Origin of the sequence: Paenarthrobacter sp. PH39-S1 (genome assembly GCF_030063245.1) — a bacterium.
Taxonomy (GTDB): Bacteria; Actinomycetota; Actinomycetes; order Actinomycetales; family Micrococcaceae; genus Arthrobacter_M.
The window spans coordinates 29527-52077 of sequence record NZ_JASISR010000004.1 but is presented as its reverse complement, the minus strand read 5'-3'; the positions used below and the strand labels follow the sequence as shown (position 1 = coordinate 52077).

Sequence of the window (22551 nt, the reverse complement as noted above, 5' to 3'; positions counted from 1 at the left end):
CATGACAAGAAAGCGCGGTGGATTGTTCGGGTCAGTAACTGAAGGTGACCGCCGCGTCCTCACCAATCCAGTCCCACAGCTGGACGGTACCGCCGGCCTCGGCATGGGCCATAAAGCCCGACCTGTCGATCTTGCGCGAATCCAAACAGATGGGACAGACCAGATACCTGCCGCCTGCCTTTTCGTACCGCTCCATAAGGGCCGTCAGGGGCGGGCATCCATCGCACGCCACAACGTGTGCAAACCCCTGAAGCACCAGCCGCACGGCTTCCTTGGTGAGGAACATCTGAGTCTCCCTGCCCTGTTCGGCAGCCCCCACAGCCACCAAAAACGCGACTGTGACACGCTCTGGATCTTCCAACCCGGTTGTCAGGCTGATCACTGCCTTGTTCATATTGCTATTCATGATGCTCTCTCTTCCGTCTCACATACCGACAGCTGAACCGCGCCGGTGCCGGCCGTCGCCGTGGATGGGAATCTGACGCCAAGGCCGGCGACGAACAGGCCGCGTTGCGGGAGCCAGAAGTCGCCCAGGTGTTCCTGCTGAGGCAAGGGGCCCGGCCTGCCCGCGTCAGCGCCATCAATGGTTGCGGTTGTGGACCGGACGATCCACACGCGCAACGGCTGCGCCTGGAAGGATTGACCATTGGGGACGACACCGGAAAATTTCATTTTCCCTGCATGCAGTAACGGACCCGCCACCAATCCCATACTTCGGAGCACACGCTCGTTCCGCCAGAGCCGTGCGGGTATCCGCTGGGCCAAGGCGCTAACGACACTGGAGGTCCGCGAACCTGCCATCTCGATCCGCCAATCCAGGATGTCGGGAATCCGGATTGTGGCGATACCCGGACTGTTCCAGCTGACCGTGATCTCGGCGGATATCGCCGCGTTGAGGGCGGATCCGAAATACCGGGCGCAGCTCAGATGCGGGGGTACGTCGGCGTAGACCACCCATTGGCCGTCGGGTCTGCGCAGCCAGACCGCGCGGTAGCCCGGGCCGATTGAGCTGGCGGGAAAATGCCGGAAGGCAAGATAGAAGCCGGAGCTAAAGGGCATTCCCAGAACGGCATACCCGGCGAACCGTTCTGCGGTGTCGGCGAACCGTTCTGCGGTGTCGGCGGGCAATTCTGCACAGGATTCTGCCTCCTCGGCGTATGTCTGCGGCTGCTGTGTAGTCATTTCGTTCTCCTTACGCTGTGCAGAGATCGTATGTCCGCAGTCACACGAGCGGCATGGGGCGAATGCCCCATTTTCCGTTGCGGATTTCCGCTGCCGAGTCGGGCCAGGCCCCGCGGCGGGGAATGACTGCCTCTGCACCGTATGGCATCGGCAGTAAGGGTCCCTCGGGTGGGACGGTGCGGCATGCCAGATGAAAGGTGACACTCGTTTCCGGCTCGCGGAAATGGGCGGTTACAGTTGGGCACGAACCGATAGCGGCTGCAGTACCAAGACCGGTCGACCGGAGCGTTGTTGATCGGGTGTCCACTCCTGATCGCCGCCGTGGTCGCTATTCGCTCCGAGGTCCCCGTGTCGCGACGGGGTAGACACACGACGGTAGGAGGCAGGCGTCGAATAGCCTGCGCCAGCCTTAGCCTGCCGCTGGATGTTGACCGGACCCGGGAGATTGTGCTTAACAGCGTAGGAGCCCTCAAGAAATCCGAGCTCATGGCCGAGAGCGGACACACCGCTGGTCCATCATGACAATCCCACGCTCGTCACCCATGGCAATCCGCTTCGACATCCGAGGAGAAGGACATCAGTCCACCCTGGACGGGCTGTGCTTTCCCGTGGATAATCGGGTCGGCTCGTCGTCGAGGACCGCTGCCAATGCCTCCTCCGTGTCCTTGATGAAATTGGGGACCAGGCATCCGCATCGATGTCCCTGGGGACGCGATAACGGTCAGGCCGTGCCGAACGTCCCGCTGTTAGTCGTTCCTGCGCACTCTAGTGCCGCCATTCCTGCGGACTGCACTGCCCTGCTAGGCCCCGAACTGCCCGGTAAGGCGCTGGTGAAAGGCCGAGCTGTGCTCGTCGAGTCCACGGAAGGCGACCATTGCTCCATGGGCACGGTACTTCGCTTCAATCGAATCGAGGGCCGCAACGGTGGACGCGTCCCAAATCTGCCCGTTCGTGAGATCGACGGTCACATGTGCCGGATCGAGCGCGTAGGAGAACTGATCAACCAGGTCATTGCTGCTACCGAAGAACAGCGGTCCGCGGACCTCGTACGTCACTGACGTCCCGTCGTCGGCCAGAATTCGGTCGACACGAATCACGTGCGCGATCCTGCGCGCAAACAACACCGTGGCCAGGACGACGCCCACGAGGACGCCGACAGCGAGGTTGCCGGTCACCACGACGACGATCACCGTCACGCTCATGACGATAGTTTCCGGGACCGGCATGCGTTTTACAGTCGATGGTTTGACACTGTGCCAGTCGACGGTGGTGACGGCGACAATCATCATGACTGCGGCCAGGGCCATCATGGGAATTTGTCCCATGATCGAACTCAGCCCCGTCACGAGGGCCAGCAGGAACAGTCCGGCGACAAGGGATGAAATGCGCGTACGGGCTCGGCCGATCTTCACGTTGACGATCGTCTGACCAATCATCGCGCAGCCGGCCATGCCGCCGTAGAAGCCTGCAGCAATGTTGGCCACTCCCAGGGCCCAAGATTCGCGGCCCTTGTGCGACCGAGTGTCCGTCAAATCGTCGACCAGCTTGGCGGTCAGCAGCGTTTCCATCAGGCCGACAAACGCCACGCTCAGTGCGGTTGGCCAGATGATCTGCAGTGTGTGGAGGTTCAGCGGAACGACGAATGAGGTGAGACCGGGAAGTCCGCCGGTGAGTGGACCTTCATCGGCAACGTTCGGAACGGTGAGGCCGGCGAAGATGACGATCGCTGTGACGGCGACGATCGCGACAAGCGGTGCCGGCACCGCTTTTGTGAACCGCGGCAGCACCAGGATAATCACGACGGTCAGGGCGAACAACGGATAGACCAGCCACGGGACGTCGATCAGATGACGCACCTGCGCCATGAAAATGAGAACACCCAAGGCATTGACGAAGCCGATCATCACCGAGCGCGGAATGAAGCGCATCAGCCGCGCCAATCCCAACGTACCGAACAGGATCTGGACGACGCCGGCGAGGATCACCGCCGGCAATATGTATTCGACACCGTGCGCCTTCACCAGCGGCGCGACGACGAGAGCGACGGAGCCGGCAGCAGCAGTGATCATCGCCGGCCTGCCGCCCAGGATCGACATGGTGATCGCCAGAACTATCGACGCCATGAGGCTGACGATTGGGTCCACGCCAGCGATGACTGAGAACGAGATGACTTCCGGCACCAGCGCAAGCGTGGTGACGATCCCGGCCAGCACTTCCCTGCTCAGGAGCTCCGGCCTCCGCAGCACTGTGAGGACACTCATAGAGGCTTGTGTGCGTGATACTTGTTCGGCCATGACCGGGATGACTCCGAAGACGGGGCTCTCGTGGGAGAACCGGTGGGCGAGATAGGTGGGCGCCGGTTGCGCGATCAGGACTCCAACATTATCCCAGGGCCGTCCGAGTGGACCCTGCGTCCAGTGGGCTGCTGCACGATAGCGGGGCGGGGCCTGGCAGATATTCAACCCTCGGATGATTTCTGTGTCATCTCTGCGTCATCGGCTTGTTCATCGCGGCCGGACGGGAAACCGTATCTATAGTTCGCGGGCGGTGATGATGGTTCGGGCGAGGTTTCGGGCGTCTTTGAGGTCGTCGAAGTACGTGTTGCGGGTCCAGTTGTTGGCTGTGCCGGCGCGGTATGGCCGCAGGCCGGCGCGGATAACGGCGTTGGGTCCGTAGCGGACGTAGGGGATGCCGTCGATCATGGTTGCTTCGAGGATGCCGGCGTGGAAGAGGGAATGGTCCGCCGGGCACGCTGGTGCCAGATTGATGACGTCCGTGGGGCCACCGTTGGTGAACCAGATGATGTGGTGGATATCACACCAGCTGGGCGGACGATTGCAGCCGGGTCTGATGCAGCCGCCGTCGCGGATCGATACCGCTCGGCGCTGGGCCGGTGAGGCGAGGCGGACCGCCGTGCCGAGGTCCAGGAAGGCGCCCTTGGCGTCCAGGACGGCGCGTTCGAAGGTCGCGCCGCAGACCAGCCGGGCCAACGTGCCGGGGGTGATGCTGCCGAGTTGGTCGCACCAGGAGTGTGTGGGATCCAGGGGTGTGTTAGGCCCTCTGCCGCAGGTACAGACTGGACTGGAACCGGGGAGGTAGATTCCGGAGCCGGCCTGTTCCCAGCCGGTGCCGGGGGCAGTCGGGTTACTGTCGGGCCATCCGTTGTTGGTGGTGGTGCTGGCCGGGCCGATGCCGCCGGGCCAGCCGTTGCCGGGATCGGATTCTACGGATTCCTGCGGCCAGCCGTTGCCTGTAGCGGTGGGATCGGGCCGTTTCCAATCCCGGTCCGTGACGTGGAGCCATTCGCGGGCAGGAGTACCGGTCCCGGTGGCGGGGGTCCGACCCGGCGGTTCCGGTCGTTCCAGTGGTTCCGGCGGTTCCGGCGGTTCCGGTCGTTCCAGTGGTTCCGGTGGTTCCGGTGGTTCCGGCGGTTCCGGCGGTTCCGGTGATTCATCATCAGCGACCGGTGGTTCCGGTGGTTTGACGCCCGCGCCGGCGGGTGGGGGCACGTCGACTCTGGCTGGGTTATCTCTGGTTGCGTCGGGTCCGGCTGGGTCGCGTCTGGATGCGTCATCCCTGAGGGCTGCCACCATATCTTCCGGGTAGCTGCGGAGTTGGTCAAAGGTGGTGGTAATGGTAATCCTGGCCGGACGCCGGCCTGGCCGGAGCCGTGCGGCCCGGCCTGGATTACAGTGGGTGGTGCCGGCAATGGGGGTGAGGCCGAAGAGGTCCCGCGCCTGCGCTGCCGCGGCAGCTTCCCGGTCCTGCTCATCCGACGCCGGGACCACCCAAGCATCCGCCTCGCCCGACTTACCCGCCTCGCCGGTGCCCGCTGTGCCGTTGGGGCCGCCGGCGTCAGCGCTGCCGCCAGTTTCGGCGGCGGTGGCGGGTCGGCCGGGGAAGCCCAAGTAGGCGGTCGCGGCGCGGGTGATGTCCGTCAACGCGTCGGCCCGGCGCTGATCCGGCGTCCTTTCATCGGTGACGTTGAACGCCCCGTCAGGCGCCTGCTGGTCCGGGGTCGGCGCAGACAAAGGATCCAGCAGGGCCCTGAATTCGGCTCCGGCGGCCGGATCGAGCTGGTACGAGCCGTACACCATGCCGGTGATATCCACAGCCATGGTGAGCCTCCGACGTAGGAACGCCTGGGGATCGTAGTGGTCGTTGATGTTCGTTTCGCAGGTCGTTATCAGGAAGGCGGCGAGCTTACGGAACTGCTCACGTTGATGAGTGGGCGCCTGCCGGGCCAGGAACGCCCCGATCGCGGCGGTGGTCGTCCCAGTCAGCAGCCGGGTGGGAAGATTCTCCAGCACTTTCACGCCGGTGTGGATGTGCGCGGCGGTGATCTCCCCGCTCTCCAGACCTGGGCCCATCGCGGCCAGCGGTCCGGCATTCAGTGTTGCTTCGCGCGTCAGAAGGCTCCGACCGACGGAACTGGTATGCAGGGCCCGAGCGGCCTCAACATCGGCTTTCGCCCGGCCCGGTTCGATTCCGGCCCCGTGATTGAGGTAGTCCTGCACGTTGCGGGTGCCGAGCCCGGAGAAAGCCGCCGCACCGGTCTGGTCTGCGGCGGCGACGCTGCGCAGGTACACGGCGTCCAAGCGCCGGTGCAGGACCTCAAGCGTATCGAGGATCGGCAGCCAGGACGCGGGCGATACGGCTCGCGGGTCTGTCGCTAAAATCCCCGCGAGCTGCGCATCGATTATACCCAGCCGCACTTCGATACCGCCGGCAGGACCAGCAGGAATGACGACGCCGCCGGGAACGGCTGACCCCGCGATATCGTGTGCCGATCCGGCAGCGTCTGGTTCGGCTGATCCGGCAGTATCTGGTTGCTTGGAATTTTCACCGCTCGCGGGAGATCCGGCCGAGCGGGCACGGCCCGGGTATTTCGCGGCGACGGCGGCCAGCACCTGAGCGACGTTATCTAGACTAATCTCCATCGGCTCCCACCGCCTCTATCCGGGCCGGTCATCCTCACCGGCGAAGACTTCGATTTGGTACTGACTTCAGACTAAGAGACCCCACCGACAAAATAAGAGCGAAGCAGGACAAATACGGCCCCCCGGGCAAAAAATCTTCAAAAGCTTATTCCGACAGCCCAACAGGACCGAACCGCCGCAGAAACCCGGGGCATGTTGACGTGTTCGGGCCGTGCCCCTTGCAGACGAAGAGCGATCTGCCCAGGACGGGGCAGCCTCTCGATACCGGGGAAGCCCGCTGGGCGGCACGACGGCGGCGGACGGCCGCCGCTGTCGGCCGCCTTTCGGCAACCGTGCGCCGTCGTGCTTGGCCTGAAATGCGGCGCTACTTCGCCAGGACCTGGATAGCTTCCTTCGCCACGTCTTCGGAGGACTGGGGTCTTGATCGGTGATGAGGTTACCGTCGCGGGCGACGAAGGAAACCCAGTCAGTCCCGGTCTCGACGATGACGCTCCGTTCCCTCAAGGCCGTCTCCACGAACTCATCTCGCCCAAACAAATCCATGCCGAGCCCGTGCACATCAGCACCCGCGCACCGATCTGCGTGGACCAGCACCTGGAAAAGACCGGCAAAAACCCGGCAGCCTGCCCGGATCGGCAAACACGCGAAGCGTCTCATGAACGGTCCTTCATGGACGGTTTCCAGGCGACGACGCAGGCGAGGAGGCGAATGTCATGGTCGCTGAGACTCGCTTGCTAAGACAGGTTTCCTCCAGCAGAGCAGCGCAGGTCTCGCCGTTTAGAGCATCATCAGAATGAACCCCGCCAGGGTGCACACGATCCCGACCGCGGTCAGGATCCATCCAACGGTCATAACGGTGTTATCGTGCCTGTGGGGGACGAGGCCCCACCGGCCCGGGTGGCACGCGTCGAAATGGAGCACGACTTCGCTGCCGGGCTCCAGCCCTGGGGTTTCCTCGGCGGTGTGTAGGGAAAGGTGAGGGGCGTTCTCCCGGTCGGACCAGCGGAAACCCTTGTACCCGCCAGCTTCGAAGACCTCAGCGGTAGTGCTGGTCCAGGGGCAGCGGCGTTTGGCCACCACCCAACCGGCGACCAGCAGCGGAATGCCGGGGACGAAGCCCACCCACGTCATCAGTTCCAGGATTGGGCCAAGAACATCTGCGGGTCCGGGCATGGTTTGATCATATCCGCCGGTCCGCGCTGTTGGCAGAGACTGCAAGCTGGGCCCGCAGCCGAAGCGTGGGTAGGATGGAAGAGTTAGCCGCTGGCGGTCTGCCGGCGGGAGCCGACCGTAGGGAGAAACACCATGGGTTTGGATGACAAGATCGGTAACGCAGCTGAGAAGCTTGGCGGCAAGGGCAAAGAGGCCGCCGGCAAAGCAACAGGTGATGAGAGCCTCAAGGCAGAAGGCCAAGGCGATCAGGCCAAGTCGGATTTGAAGCAGGCGGGCGAGAAGGTCAAGGACGCTTTCAAGAATGACTGACTCCCGAATCTAAGAAAGGGTGCGGCTCCCGCGGAGCCGCACCTTTTTTGTGGCGTTTTCGGAGGAACCCACCGCCCAGGTTAAGGCGCTCGTGGCGTCCTGCACTTCACCGACCAGTTCTTTGCTGATGTCCTCCAGAAGGGCACGCCGGTGGTGTTACCGTCGTTGGTGAGGATGTACCTGGGATAGCCGTGCTTGGCGACTCCCGGATGGATCTCTGCCGGGGTGGATGACTGCGGCAGGAGCACCATCCCGCCGACGGGAACCTCAACGTCTGTCACGGTTTGACCGTGAACTCGAACGCCGCGGTGAGAGTGCCGCTGGCGTCCGTCAGCATCCCGTCCCGAGTGGACTGTTCCACGATGTTCGCGACTTCATCCAGGTCTGGGCGGCCGTTCGCGTGTGGTTGGGCTAGCCGACACATCCGGGCCGGGGGCGCCCGCGCTGGTCTTCCCCGGCTGGTTTGGTACTTGTAAGCTGTAGATCGGAGAGCCGCGAAGCCTGGTCGGCCCGCGCGCGAAAAGCCCGCGGAACGCCCTTGACGGTCGCCTTGGGCGTGCGCGCTGCGACCAAGGAACGGAACGACCATGCACACAGGATCACCTCCCGTCATTGAAACCACCCGGCTGGCGAAGAATTTCGGCCGGACCACCGCACTGGCCGGTCTCGATCTCAGCGTCAGGACCGGCGAGGTCCACGGCTTCTTGGGACCCAACGGCGCCGGCAAGTCAACCACTCTCCGGATACTCCTGGGCCTCATTCGTCCCACCTCAGGCACCGCCCGCGTCTTCAACCTGGACCCTTGGATGGACCCTGCCCGGGCGCACCGCGATGTCGCCTATGTTCCCGGCGACGTGAGTCTGTGGCCTAATCTTTCCGGCGGGGAAGTCATCGATCTGCTCACGGGTCTGCGCGGTGGGGCGGATGAACGGCTGCGCCGCGAGCTCGTCGACGAGTTCGATTTCGACCCGCGGCGGAAGGCCCGGACCTATTCCAAGGGCAACCGGCAGAAGGCGGCACTCATCGCCGCGTTCGCCCGCCCGGCCCGCCTGTACCTTCTGGATGAACCAAGCGCGGGCCTGGATCCGGTCATGGACTCCGTTTTCCGGCGCCAGGTCCAGCGTGTCAGCGGCGACGGGGCGACGGTGCTGCTCTCCAGCCATATCCTCAGCGAGGTCGAGCAGCTCTGTGACAGGGTCACCATCATCCGCTCCGGGACAGCCGTTGAATCGGGAACCCTGGCCGAGCTCCGGCACCTGACACGGACCCGTTTCCGATTCACGGCCGCGACGGATCCGGCAGTATTGGCGGCGCTGCCTGGCGTGCACGACCTGCACAGCGACGGAACCGGAACCGAGTTCGATGCCGACGCCGCTGACCTGGGCCCCGTCCTGGAAGGTCTCGCGGCGGCCGGCGTCACCGACATTACCGCGGCCCCGCCCTCGCTGGAGGAGTTGTTCATGCGCCATTACACGGAATCGGACCACGCTGTGCCGAACGGGGAGGTACGCTGATGGGCGCCGTGGTCCGGCTGGCCATGGTCCTGGCACGCCGGGACCGCTGGATCCTTGCCGTGTGGATCCTGGGCATCGCCGGGCTGGGCTTTGTCACTTCCATCGCGGTGGCCGGCCAGTTCGGAAACGAGGACGAACGGGCTGCGATCATTTCCGTTGCCGCGGCAAGCCCTGCGTTTCTTTTCCTCCGCGGGCTGCCCGATGGCACCGGTATCGGGGCGGTGGTGTTCTTCCAGGTCTACTCGTCTACCGCGGTCCTGGCCGGTCTGATGAGCACCTTCCTTGTCGTGCGGCACACGCGTGCCGATGAAGAGCTCGGACGCTCCGAACTCATAGGCTCCGCCCCGGTCCCGCGCGTCGCCCCCTTGGCGGCGACGCTCCTGGTCGGTGCCTGCGCGAACCTGGTCCTGGCCGGGTCGGTCACGGCCGGTTTCGCAGCCGCTGGTCTGCCGGTTTCCGGGTCGCTCGTGGCAGGGGGCGCGGTGGGCGCGGTGGGTTTGTTCTTCGTGGCCGCTGCCGCGGTGGTTGCGCAGGTTATGCCGTCCGGACGCAGCGCGAACGGGGTCGCCGCAGGCCTGGTCGGTGCCGCTTATCTTGTCCGGGGTATCGGGGCCGCCCTCGGCACCCCGGATGCTGACATGATGCACGTCAAAGCGGCGTGGCCATCGCTGTTCTCACCCATTGGCTGGGGCCAGCGGTCCCGACCGTTCTCGTCGGCCGATCCCGTGCCGCTTCTGGTTCTGGCCGCGGCCGCGCTGGTTTTGGCCGCGGCAGCGGTACTGGTCAGGAACCGCAGGGATCTTGGCGCCAGCGTCCTGCACGATCGCTATGGGAAGGAGCGGGCCGGCGCCGGAGGGGCCTCGTTCGTGGGCCTGGCGTGGCGTCTTCAACGCTCCACACTGGCCGGCTGGTGCCTCGCCGCCGCAACAATCGGCGCCGTGGCAGGCGGCCTCGCTCCCCTGGTCAGGGACGCGCTGGCAGGCAACCGGTCCCTTAAGGAACTGATTGGCCGCCTCGTGCCGGGCGGCCAGGCCGACGTCGTCGATCTCCTTACCACTGCCCTGCTGGGCATCGCAGGTGTCCTCGCTGCTGCCGCCGGAATCCAGGCGGTGCTTCGACTTCGGGCCGAAGAGGCCGAGGGCCGGGCCGAACTGCTCCTCGCGGTCCCTGCGTCCCGTGCCCGATGGTTGGCGGGGACCCTGGCTATAGCCGCTTTGTCCGTGACAGCGGTGGCTACAACCGCTGGTACTGCGGCGGCCGTCGGGCTGGGTCTGTCGGGGGCAGGCAACAGCCAGGGAGGATTGATCGTGGCCGCCGCGCTGGCGCACGTCCCTGCCGCAGCTGTCTTCGCGGCTGTAACTTCACTGGCCTTCGCTGTGGTTCCCCGGTTGAGCAGCGCGCTGGCTTGGGGATTCCTGGCCGTCGGGCTGATCCTGGGCCAGTTCGGGGAGCTGCTCGGCCTTCCGTTGTGGTTGCAGGATATGAGCCCGTTCCGTCACTCCTCCGCCATGCCAGCTGAACCCTTCGACCCTGACGGAGCCCTGACCCTGACCGTCAGCGCCCTCGCCGGAGCCGCACTTGCGGCTTTCCTGATCCGGCGGCGGGACCTCACCGCATGACGGCGGCCGGTACTGAGCGGTCCGCTACCGACTCAGTTGTTGCGACGACTCCCCCGTGGGCGCCGGTCATCCGTGGGCGCCGACCCGCATCCCGTTCCTGGCAGCAACGCGCCGCAGGTACACGAGCCCAGCGAGAGCGAAGAGCGCGCCGAGTCCCTCAGCGATGGCGCTGATGGTTTTTTCCAGGTACCAAGCCGGTTCATACATGGAGGGTATCGGGCCGATCGGCGGAAGGTCGACGTAGCGGTACAGGAGCACGGCAGCCAATCCGCCCGCTGCTACGACGAGGGCCAGCAAAAATGCGGGCCGGCTTCCCCGGATCAAGACATAGAGCGCCGCCAGGAAGGCAGCCGCTGATTCCAGATAAAACAGGTTGCCCTGTCCAATGCCGTCCGGGGCGGCAAGCTGGTATCCCGGTGCCAACCGTACGTGGATCACCGCGTCCACGGCCAGGCCTGCGGCCGTCAGCACCCGAAGGGTCAGACCGACGGCCCTACTGTCGGCCCGGCGGTTGCGGCTCATTTGACGACCAGCGTCCCATGCATATTGCCGTGGTACGTGCAGTGATACTTGTATGTTCCCGGGGCAGTGGGGGCTGTGAAGGTGACGCTTTCCCCGGGTTTCACGGTCACATCGAATGCGGAGCCCTCGTCGGCTGTCACAGTATGGGCTGCGCTGTCCATATTCATCACGGTCACCATGGCGCCGGAGGCGACGCTGTCCGGTCCTTGGTAAGCGAAACCTTTGATGTGAATCGTATCGGAGGCAGTGGCTGGCGTAGCCGAGGCAGAGGAACCACCGGCTGGGGCGGTTGCCGTGCCGGGCGAAGCGGTCATAGCCATGGACGACGTGCCGCCCGCAGCGCTACTGCTCCCGGCGCCCGTGCCCGCGCTTGTGCCCGCTGATGAGCAGCCGCTCACAGCCAGCAGCAGAGCCGCAGCCGGGACGATGAAGAAACTCCTATTATTAATAGCCATGACATTCCCTCGATTGAATAACAATGGATCGGTTCTGGTTCCGGTTCGGCTCCCGGACGGGCAGCCGACTCAGGATCGCGCAAACCCAAGGCTGACACTATGTAGTTCGCTGTGATCGGCAGCACGGATGGTCACAGATTCATGAATCCTTCACTTCCTGCCTAGGCCAGGTCCCGTACTCGATACCGGGCGCCATGGGCAGCGGCAGATTCATTTCAACGACAAGCGAGACGGCAGTGGACTTTTATCCAGCAGGGAAGGCATTCTTCCGCAGAACGGTTGCAAGGTGCCCCGCATGCCGGGCAGCCACGGCGGTGGCCGATGCCACTTTCTCCGGGACTTCTTCAAGACCTTTGAAGTCAGTGGTCTGCATTGCTCCACCCACCCAGTACGTTATGCCTTGGGCGGGGATGGTGAACCCGATGTCATTCAGGCCCTGAAACATGTCAGCGCTGACCTTATGGGCGCCCCCATTTCCGACGACGGCCGCCACCGGAGATGTACATCCCAGTCCACGACCCGCAAGACCGAACCGGATACGCCGTGATTATTAAGGTGCTCAAGGATCTGCCGCGCCAGCAGTTCGCTGCTGGTGGGCTCCGGTGAAGGCGCAAGTGCACAGACGAGGGCAACGGCGCTCAGATTCATCTCATTCATGGCCCCATTGTTCACGACTCCACACTCATGCACCACCCCTCGCGCCGGCGGACATTAGGGCCGGGGAAAGGGGTGCCGATGCGGTTCAGCCACGCGGTCTGGAGTCCGGCACGCGTTGCTCCGTGAATATCCCAGGGATGGACGGCGACAAGGATCATTTGCGCTGCGTCGACCCCGCATGTACCCACGGCATAGTCGAACGCACCCCTGACAGGCTTCCAAGCGGGTGCGTCCTCAACGGAGAGAAGCTGTTCGAACTCTTCGCGGATCCCGGCTTGGGTAAGCAATTTCTCGGCGATCAAGGTGGAGCCGTTGGTCAGGGTCACCAGACGGAAACCTGCCGCGGACAGTGCCCGGACACCGGCAACGACATCGGGTGGGGGCGCAGGCCCGCCAACCCCAGCATGATGTGCTCCACCGCGTCCGCCAGGTCCCGGTTCAGTGTGACAACGTGAAGGAGCCCGCGTAGTGCTTCGGCGGCGATCTCGGCGAATTTGCCGGACACCGAACCCGGTATTGATGACGGGGTTGCGCCGACCCAGCCGGTGAAGCCGAGAGAGCCGGCCCCTTATCCATGGTGCCCCCGGGTTGGCGCCGACAGGGACCCGGGATGCAGAGTGGGTCATTCGTCCTCTGCGGTGCTGTGGAGGTCCCGCCGGGCTTTGCGCACACGCAACATAATGAGGGTGGCGACTGCCAAGAGTGCGATGACCAGGGCAATATCCCGGCCCACGGTTTTGGCTACTGCCTCATAAGAGTTCCCGGCCAGGAACCCAAGGAGGACGAACCCGGTCCCCCAGACGAGGCCTCCGGCGGCGTTGAAGGCCAAAAACCGAGGGTAGGGCATTTGCGAGATGCCCGCGAGGGCGGGCATGACCGCGCGGAAAAGGCGCCAAACCGACCCAGGAACACGGCCGCGCCCCCGCGTCGGCGCAGGAAGTCTTGTGCATCGTCGAGGCGGGCGCGGCGTTTGTTGAGGATCCGCAGTTCCAGCAGTCGGGGGCCGAGGCGCCTTCAGACCTCATACCCGACGGAGTCGCCGATGATCGCGGCCAGGACCACGAGAACCAAAATCAGCCAGAGTTGGACATGCCCCCCGGCTGGCGACCACCCCGCCCAGAACAGCCGCGGTCTCACCCGGCAGGACGAAGCCCACGAACAGTGCATCTTCGGCGAAGACCAGCGAGGACACGATGGCGCAGACCAGTACGGCATTGACGTTCACGATGCTGTCTACGATTCCAGCCATAGGAACCTGCCTCTCTGTCCGGACGGACGGTCCAGCTTGAGTGAATGCTTATATTTGCTGCACTCGGGCATAAACAAGGTCAGCATATTCTTCCAACCGGGCGCTGCATTCGCGCAAACGCGCCAACGCATCGACGCCGGCAGGCACAACGAAAACGTCGCGTTTCTTCAGATCGTGGTGCCAGCGGCGTAACCTTTCCAGGCTCTGTTCTTCCTCCTCAAGTTCGGCCATAGTGAGTTTGTCCTGGTTAATCTCTTTGCTGATTTCGGTCTCAAATTTGTTGCAATCGGCCAGGAATTCCGACCATTCTTCCTCCCGGGCGGTCGTGAACAGAGCCAGCATCTTCTCGGCATCCGCATCCGACTGCCCCCGGGTGTCCAGCACAATAATTTCGCCCTCACCCTGCGCCACCAGATCCATGACCCGGCTCACCCCGTCCACAAAGGCAGGGACATTTGGCACCATCCACACGCCCTGGCCGACGGGGACGGCTCCGATCCTGCGCAGCGCGCGCCACACGGCGACGCGATGGCGTGAAGGAGCAGCCGGCACCTTCACGATGAGCACAATCCATGCGCTGCCGGGCCTACTCCTGCTATCCGCTGTCGTCTCAATGCTCATGGCCTGATCGTAACAGGCGTTACATTCGAAGATGTGTTGATTGCATCCATAAGAGGACAAATTCCGTGGAGGGTGTCGTTTTTTTCCGAGTCGACGGCTGTGGAATCATCGTGCCCTGTCGGCACTGGAGTGGGATACCTGTCAGTGGCGGGTTGCTGATTTCCAGAGTTCGGGGTACGGGTTGATCCCCCAGGACGCGGTGTGGCTTTCCCCGGGCTCCAGCGTGATGAGTCCCTCCCCCGAATTAAAGGCGTTCGGCGCGCATGTCATAGGTTCAACTCCCAGTCCGGTCCGGCGGCGACCCGGCTCCGGCAGAGTGTCGCCGGTGAAAATTTCCAGGTACGGATAGGACTCATCCACCCATAACTCCACCCCCGCGGCGCGGTCCGGCGCCACAAGCCGGACCCGGGCCCGCCCGTCGGCCCCGCGGTGCAGATCTGTGTAGGCAACATCAATCTCCCGGGCGCCGAGTTCTTCTTCGGTGCGCAGGTCATAATGAGTGCCGTCCACCGGCTTCCAACCCGTCGGAATTCCCAGCTCGTCCACGGGGAGGTAGACCGAACCGGGCGCCTGCGCGGACGCCCCGTCGATGATGGGCGTGCCAACGCTGAGATAGGGGTGGGCGCCGGTGCCATACGGGCATGCCGTAGTCCCGACGTTGGTCCCGCTGGTGCGCACCGTTAAACCGTACTCGTCCAGGGAATAGTCCAGCCGGCACCGCAGGACGGAGGGCCAGCCAGGACACGCATGCAGAACGTAGGTGAAGCTGACCCTAGCCGGCCCGTGATCAGTCACGGTCCAGTTGGCCCAACGGGTCAGACCATGGATCGCGCCATGCTTGTCGGGCTCGGTAAGATCCAGCTGCCGGCTACTGCCGCGCCAGCCGTAATGACCACGGGAAATCCTGTTGGGCCAGGGAATCAGGGATTGCCCGCGGGCGCCCGTGCAGTGCTCATCCTCCGCGTAGTCGTCCAGCACGGAACGCCCTTTTACCGTGTAGGTCCGCAGGGCCGCCCCCACTTCGGTGAGGACTACCGTCTGATCCCCGGAGCGGATCTCGTATTGGCTGCCCGAAGGCGGCACGAGTGTCCGATCGGGGGTGATGTTGTCCGGTGTTTCATGGGTTTTCATCGCGGGGCCTTCCTTACGCGTTCGGCAAAGGTGATTCACACTCTGGCACGGCCACCCCAGGATGGAAAGCATCCGCGCGAGTCAATCAATCGCGGGTCGGGCGCCCCGTCGCCGAGGGCCCGAATGGCCCGTCAGTGCCCGTCACGGCTGTGCCGCCGCGGCACCCGTCCCGCCGGCTGCGTGGGCCGGGGTCCGGCAGCGGGCGCGTCCGGAATGGGGCAGACCAGCGGTTCACCATTGGTGACCGTCACCGGCTGGCCATGATGCAGGATTTCCATCGGTTTACCGTTCCGCAGAACGTAGGAGGCCGCGAGAGGCGTGATCTCCAGCCGCAGTGTCCGGCCGCCCACCAGCACGCCGAACGCCAGCCGGCTCAGCCCAGGTGGAAGCCGCGGTGCAAAACTGAGTACTGCGCCGCCGTCGGGCATCCCGGTGTCCCGCATGCCGCCGTACCCGGCGGTCAGCGCGGTCCACACTCCGGCCAGGGACGCAATGTGCAGGCCGTTCTCCGTGTTGTGTTCCAGATCATCCAGGTCCATCAGCGCGGTCTCGGCCAGGTAGTCATCGGCCAGGCCGAGCTGCCCGACCTCGGCCGCGAGCACCATCTGCACGCACGCGGACAGGGAAGAATCGCGGACGGTCAGCGCCTCGTAATAGGCGAAGTTGCGCGCCTTCTGCTCCTGGCTGAAGGCATCCGGGCGCAGCTGCATGGCCAGCACCAGATCCGCCTGCTTGACCACCTGTTTGCGGTACAGGTCGAAGTAGGGAAAGTGCAGCAGCAGCGGATACTCGGCATCGGTGGTGGCGGCAAAGTCCCACACTTTGTGCCCGGTGAATCCTTCCGCCTGCGGATGCACGCCCAAGGCATCGTCGTACGGGATGAACATGGCCGCGGCCGCATCGCGCCAGCTGGCGATCTCCTCCGCGTCGACGCCGAGTTTCCCTGCTCCTTCGTGATGCCGGGTCGCGCAGTCCGCGGCGGCGCCGAGGTTTTGCTGCGCCATCAGGTTGGTGTAGACGTTGTTGTCCGCCACGGCGCTGTATTCGTCCGGGCCGGTCACTCCGTCAATCCGGAACCGGCCGCGCCCGTCGTGGTGGCCCAGCGAACGCCACAACCGTGCGGTGTGCACGAGCAGGTCCAGCCCCACGGTCCGCTCAAACGCAAGGTCGCCGGTGGCACGGACATAACGGACGACGGCGGCGGCAATGTCGGCATTGATGTGAAAGGCCGCTGCCCCGGCCGGCCAATACGCCGAACATTCCTCACCGCGGATGGTGCGCCACGGAAACGCGGCCCCCTGCAGTCCCAGCTGTCCGGCCCGGTCCAGCGCGAGCGGCAACGTGGTGTGCCGCCAGCGCAGTGCATGCGCGGCGGCGTCCGGAGAGGTGTAGGTCAGCACCGGCAGCACAAAGGTCTCCGTGTCCCAGAAGGTGTGTCCGTCATAGCCGGGCCCGGTCAGGCCCTTAGCCGGAATCGCCCGTCCCTCAACCCGGGCCCCGGCCTGCAGAACCTGGAACAGGGCAAAGCGGGCCGCCTGCTGAATCCGGGTATCGCCGTCGAGCTCCACATCCGCGCACGCCCAAAACTTATCCAAAAACGCCCGCTGTTCCGCGCACAGCTCGTCCCAGCCGGTATGCATTGCCCCCGCGAGCGCCGCGTCCGCCTGGTCCCAGACCGCCGGCAGGGAGCGTGAGCCGGACCAGCCGTAGCCCACCATCTTGATCAGCCGCAGTCGTTGACCGGGCTCAAGCGTAACGGTGATGGTGGTGCGCCCCAGGTCCGGAAAGCTTACCGCCTCCACGCTGGTCCCGGGCGGCCCGTCCACCACATGATCCATCACCGCGGCAACGATCTGCGCGGACCCCGCCACGGTGTGCACCAGACCCGCGCCGGCCCCATGGGCAGCATTCTCGGCGTGGACCAGCGGGGATTCCAGCACTGCGGCGACCCGCGGATCCCCGCTCGGCCGAGGAAGCTGCTCATTGGCGATGATCTCGGACTGAACAACTATCCGAACCGGTCCGCTCAGAGGCTCCACCTCATAACAGATCGCGGCGATGGAGCGCTGGACCAGTGAGACCATCCGTGTGGAGGTGACCCGCACGTCCCGGCCGGCCGGTGAGACCCATTCCGCCGTGCGGTGCAGCAGTCCGGTGCGGAAGTCCAGGCGACGCTCATGCGAGGTCAGCTCCCCGTAGCGGACATCGAACGGCTCATCATCGACCAGCAGCCGGATCGGTTTGCCGTTGGTGACGTTGATGACCGTCTGCCCCGATTCCGGATAGCCGTAGCCCGCCTCCGCATAGGGCAGCGGACGCAGCTCAAAGACCCCGTTCAGATAGGAACCAGGCAGAGCGTGCGGCTCCCCCTCGTCCAGATTGGCCCGCCAGCCGATGTGCCCGTTGGACAGCGCAAAGACGGACTCCGTCTGCGCCAGCCGGTTCAGGTCCAAGGCCGTTTCGCGCAGACACCACGGCTCGGTGGGAAAGTTGGGGTGTTCGATCATGGCTGCTCCCTCACGACGCGGTCCAGCAGGTCAGCAGGATCGGAAACGACGACGTCGGCACCCGAGTCCCCCAGTGCCTGCGCCTGCCCGGCGCGGTCCACGCCCACGACCCGCGCGAAGCCGCCGGCCCGGCCGGCCGCGACGCCGGCGAGCGCATCCTCGAAAACGGCGCACTGCTCCGGCTCCATTCCCAGCGCGCGGGCGGCGGCCAGGAACATGTCCGGCGCCGGTTTTCCCTTCAGCTTCTGCGCCTGGGCCGTGATGCCGTCCACGCGTTCATCGAAAAGACTCTGTATTCCTGCCGCGGCCAGCACCGTTTGGCAGTTCGCGCTGGAGGACACCACGGCGCAGCGCAGCCCCGCGGATCGGACGGCGTGCACGTACCGCAGCGAGCCGTCATAGACCTCTACGCCGTTTTCCTTCATCAGGCCCAGCACAATGCGGTTCTTGCGGTCGCCGAGGCTCTCGACGGTTTCAGGACCGCCGACGCTGCTCTCCCGCGCGGCCGCGGCGCTGTCCACGGAGCCGCCGGCGCTGCTCTCCCGCGCGGCCGCGGCGCTGTCCACGGAGCCGCCGGCGCTGCTCTCCCCTTTTTCCTCCTCCCATTGCCCTTCGGTCTCATCCTTCGGGCTGCCTTCCGGCAGGACGATGCCGCGGGCGGCCAGGAAGGCGCGGGTGCCGTCGGCCCGAGACTTCCCGTCCACATATTGGTCGTAGTCCGCCACCGGATCGAAAGGCACAAACGCCGTACCCCCGCGCGCGGCCGAGGCGCGCAGGTAGCCGTCGAACATCTCCTTCCAGGCCGCGGCGTGGACCAGGGCCGTCTTGGTGAGCACGCCGTCCAGGTCGAACAGGCACGCCCGGACGCCGTCCGGTAAGCCCACCGAAGCGGCGCCGGTGCGGACTGAGTCCTTGTTCATATCCATGGTCCTCTCGGGAGTCGTGCGGTCGGCGAGTTGGCTGGCCTTAGCCGCGCATTACCTTGGCCAGCACGGCGGCCTCGCTGATGTCGGCGTTCTTGGTGGCGGTGAGCAAGGTCAGTCGCTGCTCGGTCGCCATCCCTTTCAGATGTTCCAGCGCGTCATCCCGCGGCGGCTCCTCGAGCTCCTTCCGGTAACGTCTGGCGAATTCGTCGAACTTGTCCGGGTCATGGGCGTACCACGTGCGCAGTTCAGTAGAGGGCGAGATGTCCTTGCACCACTCGTCCAGTTCGGCCCTGCCCTTGGACACCCCGCGCGGCCAGATACGGTCCACCAAGACCCGGGCACCGTCGTCGTCCTTGGCTTCCTCGTAAATCCTGCGGACCTGCACGTCCCGCTTGGCCGCCATGTCCGTGCCTCCTTCGCGCGTAGCCTTCAGCTTGGTCTCATTATGCTCCCCAGACAACGAACGTCCACGGCAGCGATATGCGGGACGGGCAGCGATCTCCATATCGGCGGCATCCGGCAGTCCACGAACTTCGGAACCAGGTGCCCTCGCGGCGGGTACGTACGGCTGAGCCGTCGCGGCCATTGACACCGATAAGGGGCGGTCGAATACTGGGATTACGGTCGGCGGGATCGGGTCCCGCGAAAACCCGTGAGGGTCCGCTTTCGTCGTGCCGCCGCTGACGTAGCGGGCAGCTCGTCCCGTCGCTGCCGCCGATGTTTTTTCGAAGTAACGTCGTCCGGAACGCGAGGAGACTGACATGAGCATACGGTTGCGCGACGCCTGGGGAGGGCAGCTCGGAGAACTGCGGCACGAGCCCGTAGCCAAACGAGTGCGCGCCCGATTGGCGGGCGGGACCGTCGTCGACAGCAACCGCGCGGTGCTGGTGTGGGAGCCCCGCCGCGTCGTTCCCACCTATGCAGTGCCGGTGGAGGACATCGCGGCACAGCTGGTCGCCTCGGCCGCGGACCCGGTCAAGGAAACGGGAGCAGCGGTGGGCTTCGCGGTCCCGGACGTAACGGATCTGCCGGTGCTCGATCCGAGAATTCCCTTCGGCGTGCGCAGCATCGCGGGGCAGTCAGTAGAAATCCGGGTACCGGGGAGTGGGCGCTCGGCGCTAGGCTTCCGACCCAGTGATGAGGACCTGTCCGGTTACGTGATCCTCGATTTCGCCGGATTCGATCGGTGGCTCGAGGAGGACGACGAAATCATCAGCCATCCACACGATCCCTTTCACCGGATCGACATCCGCACTTCGTCGCGGCATGTGCAGGTCATGCTCGGCGGCGAGGTCCTCGCCGATACCGTGCGCCCCCTATTGCTCTTCGAGACCATGCTGCCGGTGCGGTATTACATTCCGCGGGACGACGTCACTGCGGCTCTGGAACCTAGCCGGACGACGACCTACTGCGCATATAAGGGAGAAGCAGCGTATTGGTCGGTGCGCGTCGGCGGGGATATCGTGGCGGATCTGATCTGGCATTACGAGAACCCGCTGCTGGATGCCCAACCCGTGCGGGGACATCTCGCGTTTTTCGACGAAAAGACCGACCTGGTGATTGACGGCACACCCCGACCCCGCCCGATCACGCCGTGGTCCTGACCGAGGCCGCAGAAACTGATGAACTGCTGCTCGACGATCTCACCAATAATGCGCGACGTCGATCACCAGCCTTGAGGCACCACCGGGGCCATCAAGGGTGAAGACCTCGAACGGCAGCCGTGCACGGACGCCCAGTCCGAAGGTGGTGCGGTTCTCCAGGCTGCCCGCATAGGCCACCTCGCGGAACGTCTGGTAGCCGGCGACAGTCACCACGTCGTTCCCGACCATGCCGGAACCAGGCGCAGCTGCCGTCACACTGAGAAACGCGCCCCCCATCAGCGGAACAACCCGGCCGGAGCCCTGCGCGTAAACCGCGTCAACATAGCGCACGTTGTAGCCGGCGCCCTTACCCCCGATGTCGATGACCAGACGATCGTAGCAGTCGTGCTGACCGGCCCGGACAGCAGCGATTGGCGCGCTCGTCATGAGGGAGCTGGACTTGTCAAGCGAGCCCCAGGTAATCCCGCAGTAAGGGGCGGCCGTCGCGGGGCCCGGTACCAAGAGCCCCAGCCCGGCCGCCAGCACGATCGCCGCCAGCCAGGCATAAATTTTTTGCATGTTGCATCGCCTTCTCGATTGCATAATGATTAAAAGTATGATATACCCGGTTTGCCTGTTGGTCCATGCTCCCGTGCGTGACTGTCGAACCTGCCGCATAATATAGGAGACAACAGCGCAGCAGACGCGGCTCACATCAATCCGAACTGGCCTCCGGCGTTGCCGCCGCGTGGAATGGACCACCCACCAATCAACCCAAGGAGCATTATCATGAATACCAAACTCAATCCGTACCTTGGCTTTCGTGACACGGCCAGGCAGGCGATGGAATTTTACCAATCGGTATTCGGCGGCGAACTGACTCTGAGCACGTTCGGCGATTCCCATGCCAGCGAAGATCCGGCCGAGCAGGACAAGATTATGCACGGGATGCTGGTCACGGAAAGCGGCCTGACACTCATGGGCGCCGACACCCCCGGCAGTATGAGCTACACGCCAGGAGACAACTATTCCGTTTCCCTCAGCGGCGACGACGAAGCCGAACTGCGTCGCTTCTGGGAAGGCCTTTCGGCCGGGGGGACGGTCACGATGAAACTCGAGGCCGCGCCCTGGGGAGATATCTTCGGCATGTGCACCGACAAATTCGGCGTCAGCTGGCTGGTCAACATCGCGGGCAGCACGCCCTAGGGCGTGTCTCCTAATGCTGCGCTCCAGATGACGACGGCCTGCAGGACGACGGCCGAGCGGTAGGTGAGGGCGAGCTTGTCGTACCGTGTGGCCAGAGACCGCCATTGCTTTAGCGTGTTGAAGCTGCGCTCGACGACGTTGCGGCGTTTGTAGGCTTCCCTGTCGTAGCTGACCGGCCTGCCGCCAGCGGAGCCTTTGCGCTGTCGGTTGGCCTTCTGGTCCTCCTTTTCCGGGATGACGCACTCGATGCCCCGATCGCGCAGATAGGCTCGGATCGCCTTGGATGAGTACGCTTTGTCGGCCATGGCCCGGTCCGGGCGGGTGCGTGCCCGTCCGCGGCATTCCCTTTCGACCCTCAGGGCCTTCATCAGGTTCTCGAACATGGGCGAGTCCCCGCCTTGGCCCGGCCCAAGGAACTGGACCAGCGGGCGTTGATTACCATCCACCAGGGCGTGGATCTTGGTCGTCAGCCCGCCGCGGGAACGGCCGATGGCGTGATCAGCAGGCTCAACGAGCAAATTCTTGTCATTCGATAGCTCCCCCTGTGTGGCGAGGGAAGTTCGTGCCATGCTGGTGGGCACGGTTGACCGTGGAATCCACCGACACCTCCCAATTGATCACCCCGGCGGCATCCGCCCGGGTCAGCAGAGAGGCAAGGGCCTTGTCCCAGGTCCCGTCGCCACTGTAGCGGCGGTGGCGCTTCCAGACCGTCTGCCACGGCCCGAAATGCGGCGGCAGGTCCCGCCACGGGATGCCGGCCCGGTACCGGTAGATGATCCCTTCCACCATGAGGCGGTGATCCTTGAACGGACGGCCCAACTTCCCCTCGGACTCAGGCATCAGTGGGGCAATTTGCTTCCACTGGGCATCGGACAACACAGCATAGCGAGGGTTCATTCCTCCATCCTGCCGATGCATCAGCCAAATCATTGGGAGACACGCCCTAAGACATCCGCC

23 protein-coding genes and 1 pseudogene are annotated in these 22551 nt (G+C 64.7%); 5 read left to right on the top strand and 19 right to left on the bottom strand.

Annotated features, from left to right (window positions below):
• Positions 1–31: 31 nt before the first annotated feature.
• The 5 genes from QMG52_RS03920 to QMG52_RS03900 all read right to left on the bottom strand — a co-directional run bounded on the left by QMG52_RS03920 (position 32) and on the right by QMG52_RS03900 (position 7295).
• The gene (locus tag QMG52_RS03920; RefSeq protein WP_283559128.1) at positions 32–394 is read right to left on the bottom strand and encodes a DsrE family protein; all 363 of its coding nucleotides are present in this window, start codon (positions 392–394) and stop codon (positions 32–34) included.
• Between the two features lie 8 nt (positions 395–402).
• Positions 403–1182: a hypothetical protein gene (locus QMG52_RS03915; RefSeq protein WP_283559127.1), complete on the bottom strand. Its 780-nt coding sequence runs from the start codon at positions 1180–1182 to the stop codon at positions 403–405.
• 800 nt (positions 1183–1982) lie between these two features.
• The gene (locus tag QMG52_RS03910; protein WP_283559126.1) at positions 1983–3443 is read right to left on the bottom strand and encodes a SulP family inorganic anion transporter; all 1461 of its coding nucleotides are present in this window, start codon (positions 3441–3443) and stop codon (positions 1983–1985) included.
• A 270-nt stretch (positions 3444–3713) separates the two neighbouring features.
• The gene (locus QMG52_RS03905; RefSeq protein WP_283559125.1) at positions 3714–6122 is read right to left on the bottom strand and encodes an HNH endonuclease signature motif containing protein; all 2409 of its coding nucleotides are present in this window, start codon (positions 6120–6122) and stop codon (positions 3714–3716) included.
• 777 nt (positions 6123–6899) lie between these two features.
• A complete protein-coding gene (locus QMG52_RS03900) occupies positions 6900–7295 on the bottom strand; it encodes a hypothetical protein (protein ID WP_283559124.1) in 396 nt (131 codons plus the stop codon).
• Positions 7296–7427: 132 nt separating this feature from the next.
• Here QMG52_RS03900 and QMG52_RS03895 point away from each other — a divergent pair, with 132 nt between their 5' ends.
• The 3 genes from QMG52_RS03895 to QMG52_RS03885 all read left to right on the top strand — a co-directional run bounded on the left by QMG52_RS03895 (position 7428) and on the right by QMG52_RS03885 (position 10737).
• Positions 7428–7604, top strand: coding sequence for a CsbD family protein (locus QMG52_RS03895; RefSeq protein ID WP_283559123.1), 177 nt, complete (start codon positions 7428–7430; stop codon positions 7602–7604).
• A gap of 587 nt (positions 7605–8191) precedes the next feature.
• Complete coding sequence (locus QMG52_RS03890; protein WP_283559122.1) at positions 8192–9118, top strand: ABC transporter ATP-binding protein; 927 nt, start codon at positions 8192–8194, stop codon at positions 9116–9118.
• On the top strand, positions 9118–10737 hold the full coding sequence (locus tag QMG52_RS03885; RefSeq protein ID WP_283559121.1) for an ABC transporter permease: 1620 nt from the start codon (positions 9118–9120) through the stop codon (positions 10735–10737). Before QMG52_RS03890 ends, QMG52_RS03885 begins: the two co-directional genes overlap by 1 nt.
• 66 nt (positions 10738–10803) lie before the next feature.
• On the opposite strand, the gene QMG52_RS03880 is transcribed toward QMG52_RS03885, so the two are convergent.
• The 12 genes from QMG52_RS03880 to QMG52_RS03825 all read right to left on the bottom strand — a co-directional run bounded on the left by QMG52_RS03880 (position 10804) and on the right by QMG52_RS03825 (position 19208).
• Positions 10804–11259 carry a hypothetical protein gene (locus QMG52_RS03880; RefSeq protein WP_283559120.1) on the bottom strand — a complete coding sequence of 152 codons (456 nt, stop codon included), beginning with the start codon at positions 11257–11259 and terminating at the stop codon, positions 10804–10806.
• Complete coding sequence (locus tag QMG52_RS03875) at positions 11256–11714, bottom strand: cupredoxin domain-containing protein (RefSeq protein WP_283559119.1); 459 nt, start codon at positions 11712–11714, stop codon at positions 11256–11258. Before QMG52_RS03875 ends, QMG52_RS03880 begins: the two co-directional genes overlap by 4 nt.
• A 244-nt stretch (positions 11715–11958) precedes the next feature.
• Entirely contained in the window at positions 11959–12159 is a 201-nt protein-coding gene (locus tag QMG52_RS21870; RefSeq protein WP_349361650.1) for a hypothetical protein, read from the bottom strand.
• Positions 12160–12382: 223 nt separating this feature from the next.
• Positions 12383–12697: an HAD hydrolase-like protein gene (locus QMG52_RS03865; protein ID WP_283559118.1), complete on the bottom strand. Its 315-nt coding sequence runs from the start codon at positions 12695–12697 to the stop codon at positions 12383–12385.
• Positions 12694–12876 carry a hypothetical protein gene (locus tag QMG52_RS03860; protein WP_283559117.1) on the bottom strand — a complete coding sequence of 61 codons (183 nt, stop codon included), beginning with the start codon at positions 12874–12876 and terminating at the stop codon, positions 12694–12696. Before QMG52_RS03860 ends, QMG52_RS03865 begins: the two co-directional genes overlap by 4 nt.
• A gap of 117 nt (positions 12877–12993) precedes the next feature.
• Positions 12994–13218, bottom strand: coding sequence for a DedA family protein (locus QMG52_RS03855; RefSeq protein WP_283559116.1), 225 nt, complete (start codon positions 13216–13218; stop codon positions 12994–12996).
• 174 nt (positions 13219–13392) lie between these two features.
• Complete coding sequence (locus QMG52_RS03850) at positions 13393–13620, bottom strand: hypothetical protein (RefSeq protein WP_283559115.1); 228 nt, start codon at positions 13618–13620, stop codon at positions 13393–13395.
• A gap of 48 nt (positions 13621–13668) precedes the next feature.
• A complete protein-coding gene (locus QMG52_RS03845) occupies positions 13669–14187 on the bottom strand; it encodes a Chromate resistance protein ChrB (protein WP_283559114.1) in 519 nt (172 codons plus the stop codon).
• A gap of 195 nt (positions 14188–14382) precedes the next feature.
• Positions 14383–15372, bottom strand: a complete 990-nt coding sequence (locus tag QMG52_RS03840) for an aldose 1-epimerase family protein (RefSeq protein ID WP_283559113.1) — start codon at positions 15370–15372, stop codon at positions 14383–14385.
• 131 nt (positions 15373–15503) lie between these two features.
• Complete coding sequence (locus tag QMG52_RS03835; RefSeq protein ID WP_283559112.1) at positions 15504–17879, bottom strand: glycoside hydrolase family 65 protein; 2376 nt, start codon at positions 17877–17879, stop codon at positions 15504–15506.
• Positions 17876–18799 (bottom strand): beta-phosphoglucomutase family hydrolase, encoded by a 924-nt coding sequence (locus tag QMG52_RS03830; protein WP_283559111.1) that lies wholly within the window; start codon positions 18797–18799, stop codon positions 17876–17878. Before QMG52_RS03830 ends, QMG52_RS03835 begins: the two co-directional genes overlap by 4 nt.
• A gap of 46 nt (positions 18800–18845) precedes the next feature.
• Entirely contained in the window at positions 18846–19208 is a 363-nt protein-coding gene (locus QMG52_RS03825; RefSeq protein WP_283559110.1) for a DUF488 domain-containing protein, read from the bottom strand.
• Positions 19209–19566: 358 nt separating this feature from the next.
• On the opposite strand from QMG52_RS03825, the gene QMG52_RS03820 reads away from it, so the two are divergent.
• Positions 19567–20409, top strand: coding sequence for a DUF427 domain-containing protein (locus tag QMG52_RS03820; RefSeq protein ID WP_283559109.1), 843 nt, complete (start codon positions 19567–19569; stop codon positions 20407–20409).
• Between the two features lie 39 nt (positions 20410–20448).
• On the opposite strand, the gene QMG52_RS03815 is transcribed toward QMG52_RS03820, so the two are convergent.
• Positions 20449–20967 carry an AMIN-like domain-containing (lipo)protein gene (locus tag QMG52_RS03815; protein ID WP_283559108.1) on the bottom strand — a complete coding sequence of 173 codons (519 nt, stop codon included), beginning with the start codon at positions 20965–20967 and terminating at the stop codon, positions 20449–20451.
• Positions 20968–21177: 210 nt separating this feature from the next.
• Between QMG52_RS03815 and QMG52_RS03810 the strand changes: the two genes are divergently transcribed.
• Positions 21178–21594, top strand: coding sequence for a VOC family protein (locus tag QMG52_RS03810; RefSeq protein ID WP_283559107.1), 417 nt, complete (start codon positions 21178–21180; stop codon positions 21592–21594).
• Here the strand turns inward: QMG52_RS03810 and QMG52_RS03805 are convergent.
• A pseudogene (locus QMG52_RS03805) lies at positions 21591–22491 on the bottom strand (IS5 family transposase). The gene QMG52_RS03810 and the pseudogene QMG52_RS03805 sit on opposite strands and share 4 nt — an antisense overlap.
• Between the last annotated feature and the right edge of the window lie 60 nt (positions 22492–22551).

Bases quoted from the DNA above. Each gene is read 5' to 3' on its own strand.
- QMG52_RS03920 (WP_283559128.1), bottom strand. From the start codon at position 394: ATGAACAAGGCAGTGATCAGCCTGACAACCGGGTTGGAAGATCCAGAG.
- QMG52_RS03915 (WP_283559127.1), bottom strand. From the start codon at position 1,182: ATGACTACACAGCAGCCGCAGACATACGCCGAGGAGGCAGAATCCTGT.
- QMG52_RS03910 (WP_283559126.1), bottom strand. From the start codon at position 3,443: ATGAGTGTCCTCACAGTGCTGCGGAGGCCGGAGCTCCTGAGCAGGGAA.
- QMG52_RS03905 (WP_283559125.1), bottom strand. From the start codon at position 6,122: ATGGAGATTAGTCTAGATAACGTCGCTCAGGTGCTGGCCGCCGTCGCC.
- QMG52_RS03900 (WP_283559124.1), bottom strand. From the start codon at position 7,295: ATGCCCGGACCCGCAGATGTTCTTGGCCCAATCCTGGAACTGATGACG.
- QMG52_RS03895 (WP_283559123.1), top strand. From the start codon at position 7,428: ATGGGTTTGGATGACAAGATCGGTAACGCAGCTGAGAAGCTTGGCGGC.
- QMG52_RS03890 (WP_283559122.1), top strand. From the start codon at position 8,192: ATGCACACAGGATCACCTCCCGTCATTGAAACCACCCGGCTGGCGAAG.
- QMG52_RS03885 (WP_283559121.1), top strand. From the start codon at position 9,118: ATGGGCGCCGTGGTCCGGCTGGCCATGGTCCTGGCACGCCGGGACCGC.
- QMG52_RS03880 (WP_283559120.1), bottom strand. From the start codon at position 11,259: ATGAGCCGCAACCGCCGGGCCGACAGTAGGGCCGTCGGTCTGACCCTT.
- QMG52_RS03875 (WP_283559119.1), bottom strand. From the start codon at position 11,714: ATGGCTATTAATAATAGGAGTTTCTTCATCGTCCCGGCTGCGGCTCTG.
- QMG52_RS21870 (WP_349361650.1), bottom strand. From the start codon at position 12,159: ATGTTTCAGGGCCTGAATGACATCGGGTTCACCATCCCCGCCCAAGGC.
- QMG52_RS03855 (WP_283559116.1), bottom strand. From the start codon at position 13,218: ATGCCCTACCCTCGGTTTTTGGCCTTCAACGCCGCCGGAGGCCTCGTC.
- QMG52_RS03850 (WP_283559115.1), bottom strand. From the start codon at position 13,620: ATGGCTGGAATCGTAGACAGCATCGTGAACGTCAATGCCGTACTGGTC.
- QMG52_RS03840 (WP_283559113.1), bottom strand. From the start codon at position 15,372: ATGAAAACCCATGAAACACCGGACAACATCACCCCCGATCGGACACTC.
- QMG52_RS03835 (WP_283559112.1), bottom strand. From the start codon at position 17,879: ATGATCGAACACCCCAACTTTCCCACCGAGCCGTGGTGTCTGCGCGAA.
- QMG52_RS03830 (WP_283559111.1), bottom strand. From the start codon at position 18,799: ATGAACAAGGACTCAGTCCGCACCGGCGCCGCTTCGGTGGGCTTACCG.
- QMG52_RS03825 (WP_283559110.1), bottom strand. From the start codon at position 19,208: ATGGCGGCCAAGCGGGACGTGCAGGTCCGCAGGATTTACGAGGAAGCC.
- QMG52_RS03820 (WP_283559109.1), top strand. From the start codon at position 19,567: ATGAGCATACGGTTGCGCGACGCCTGGGGAGGGCAGCTCGGAGAACTG.
- QMG52_RS03815 (WP_283559108.1), bottom strand. From the start codon at position 20,967: ATGCAAAAAATTTATGCCTGGCTGGCGGCGATCGTGCTGGCGGCCGGG.
- QMG52_RS03810 (WP_283559107.1), top strand. From the start codon at position 21,178: ATGAATACCAAACTCAATCCGTACCTTGGCTTTCGTGACACGGCCAGG.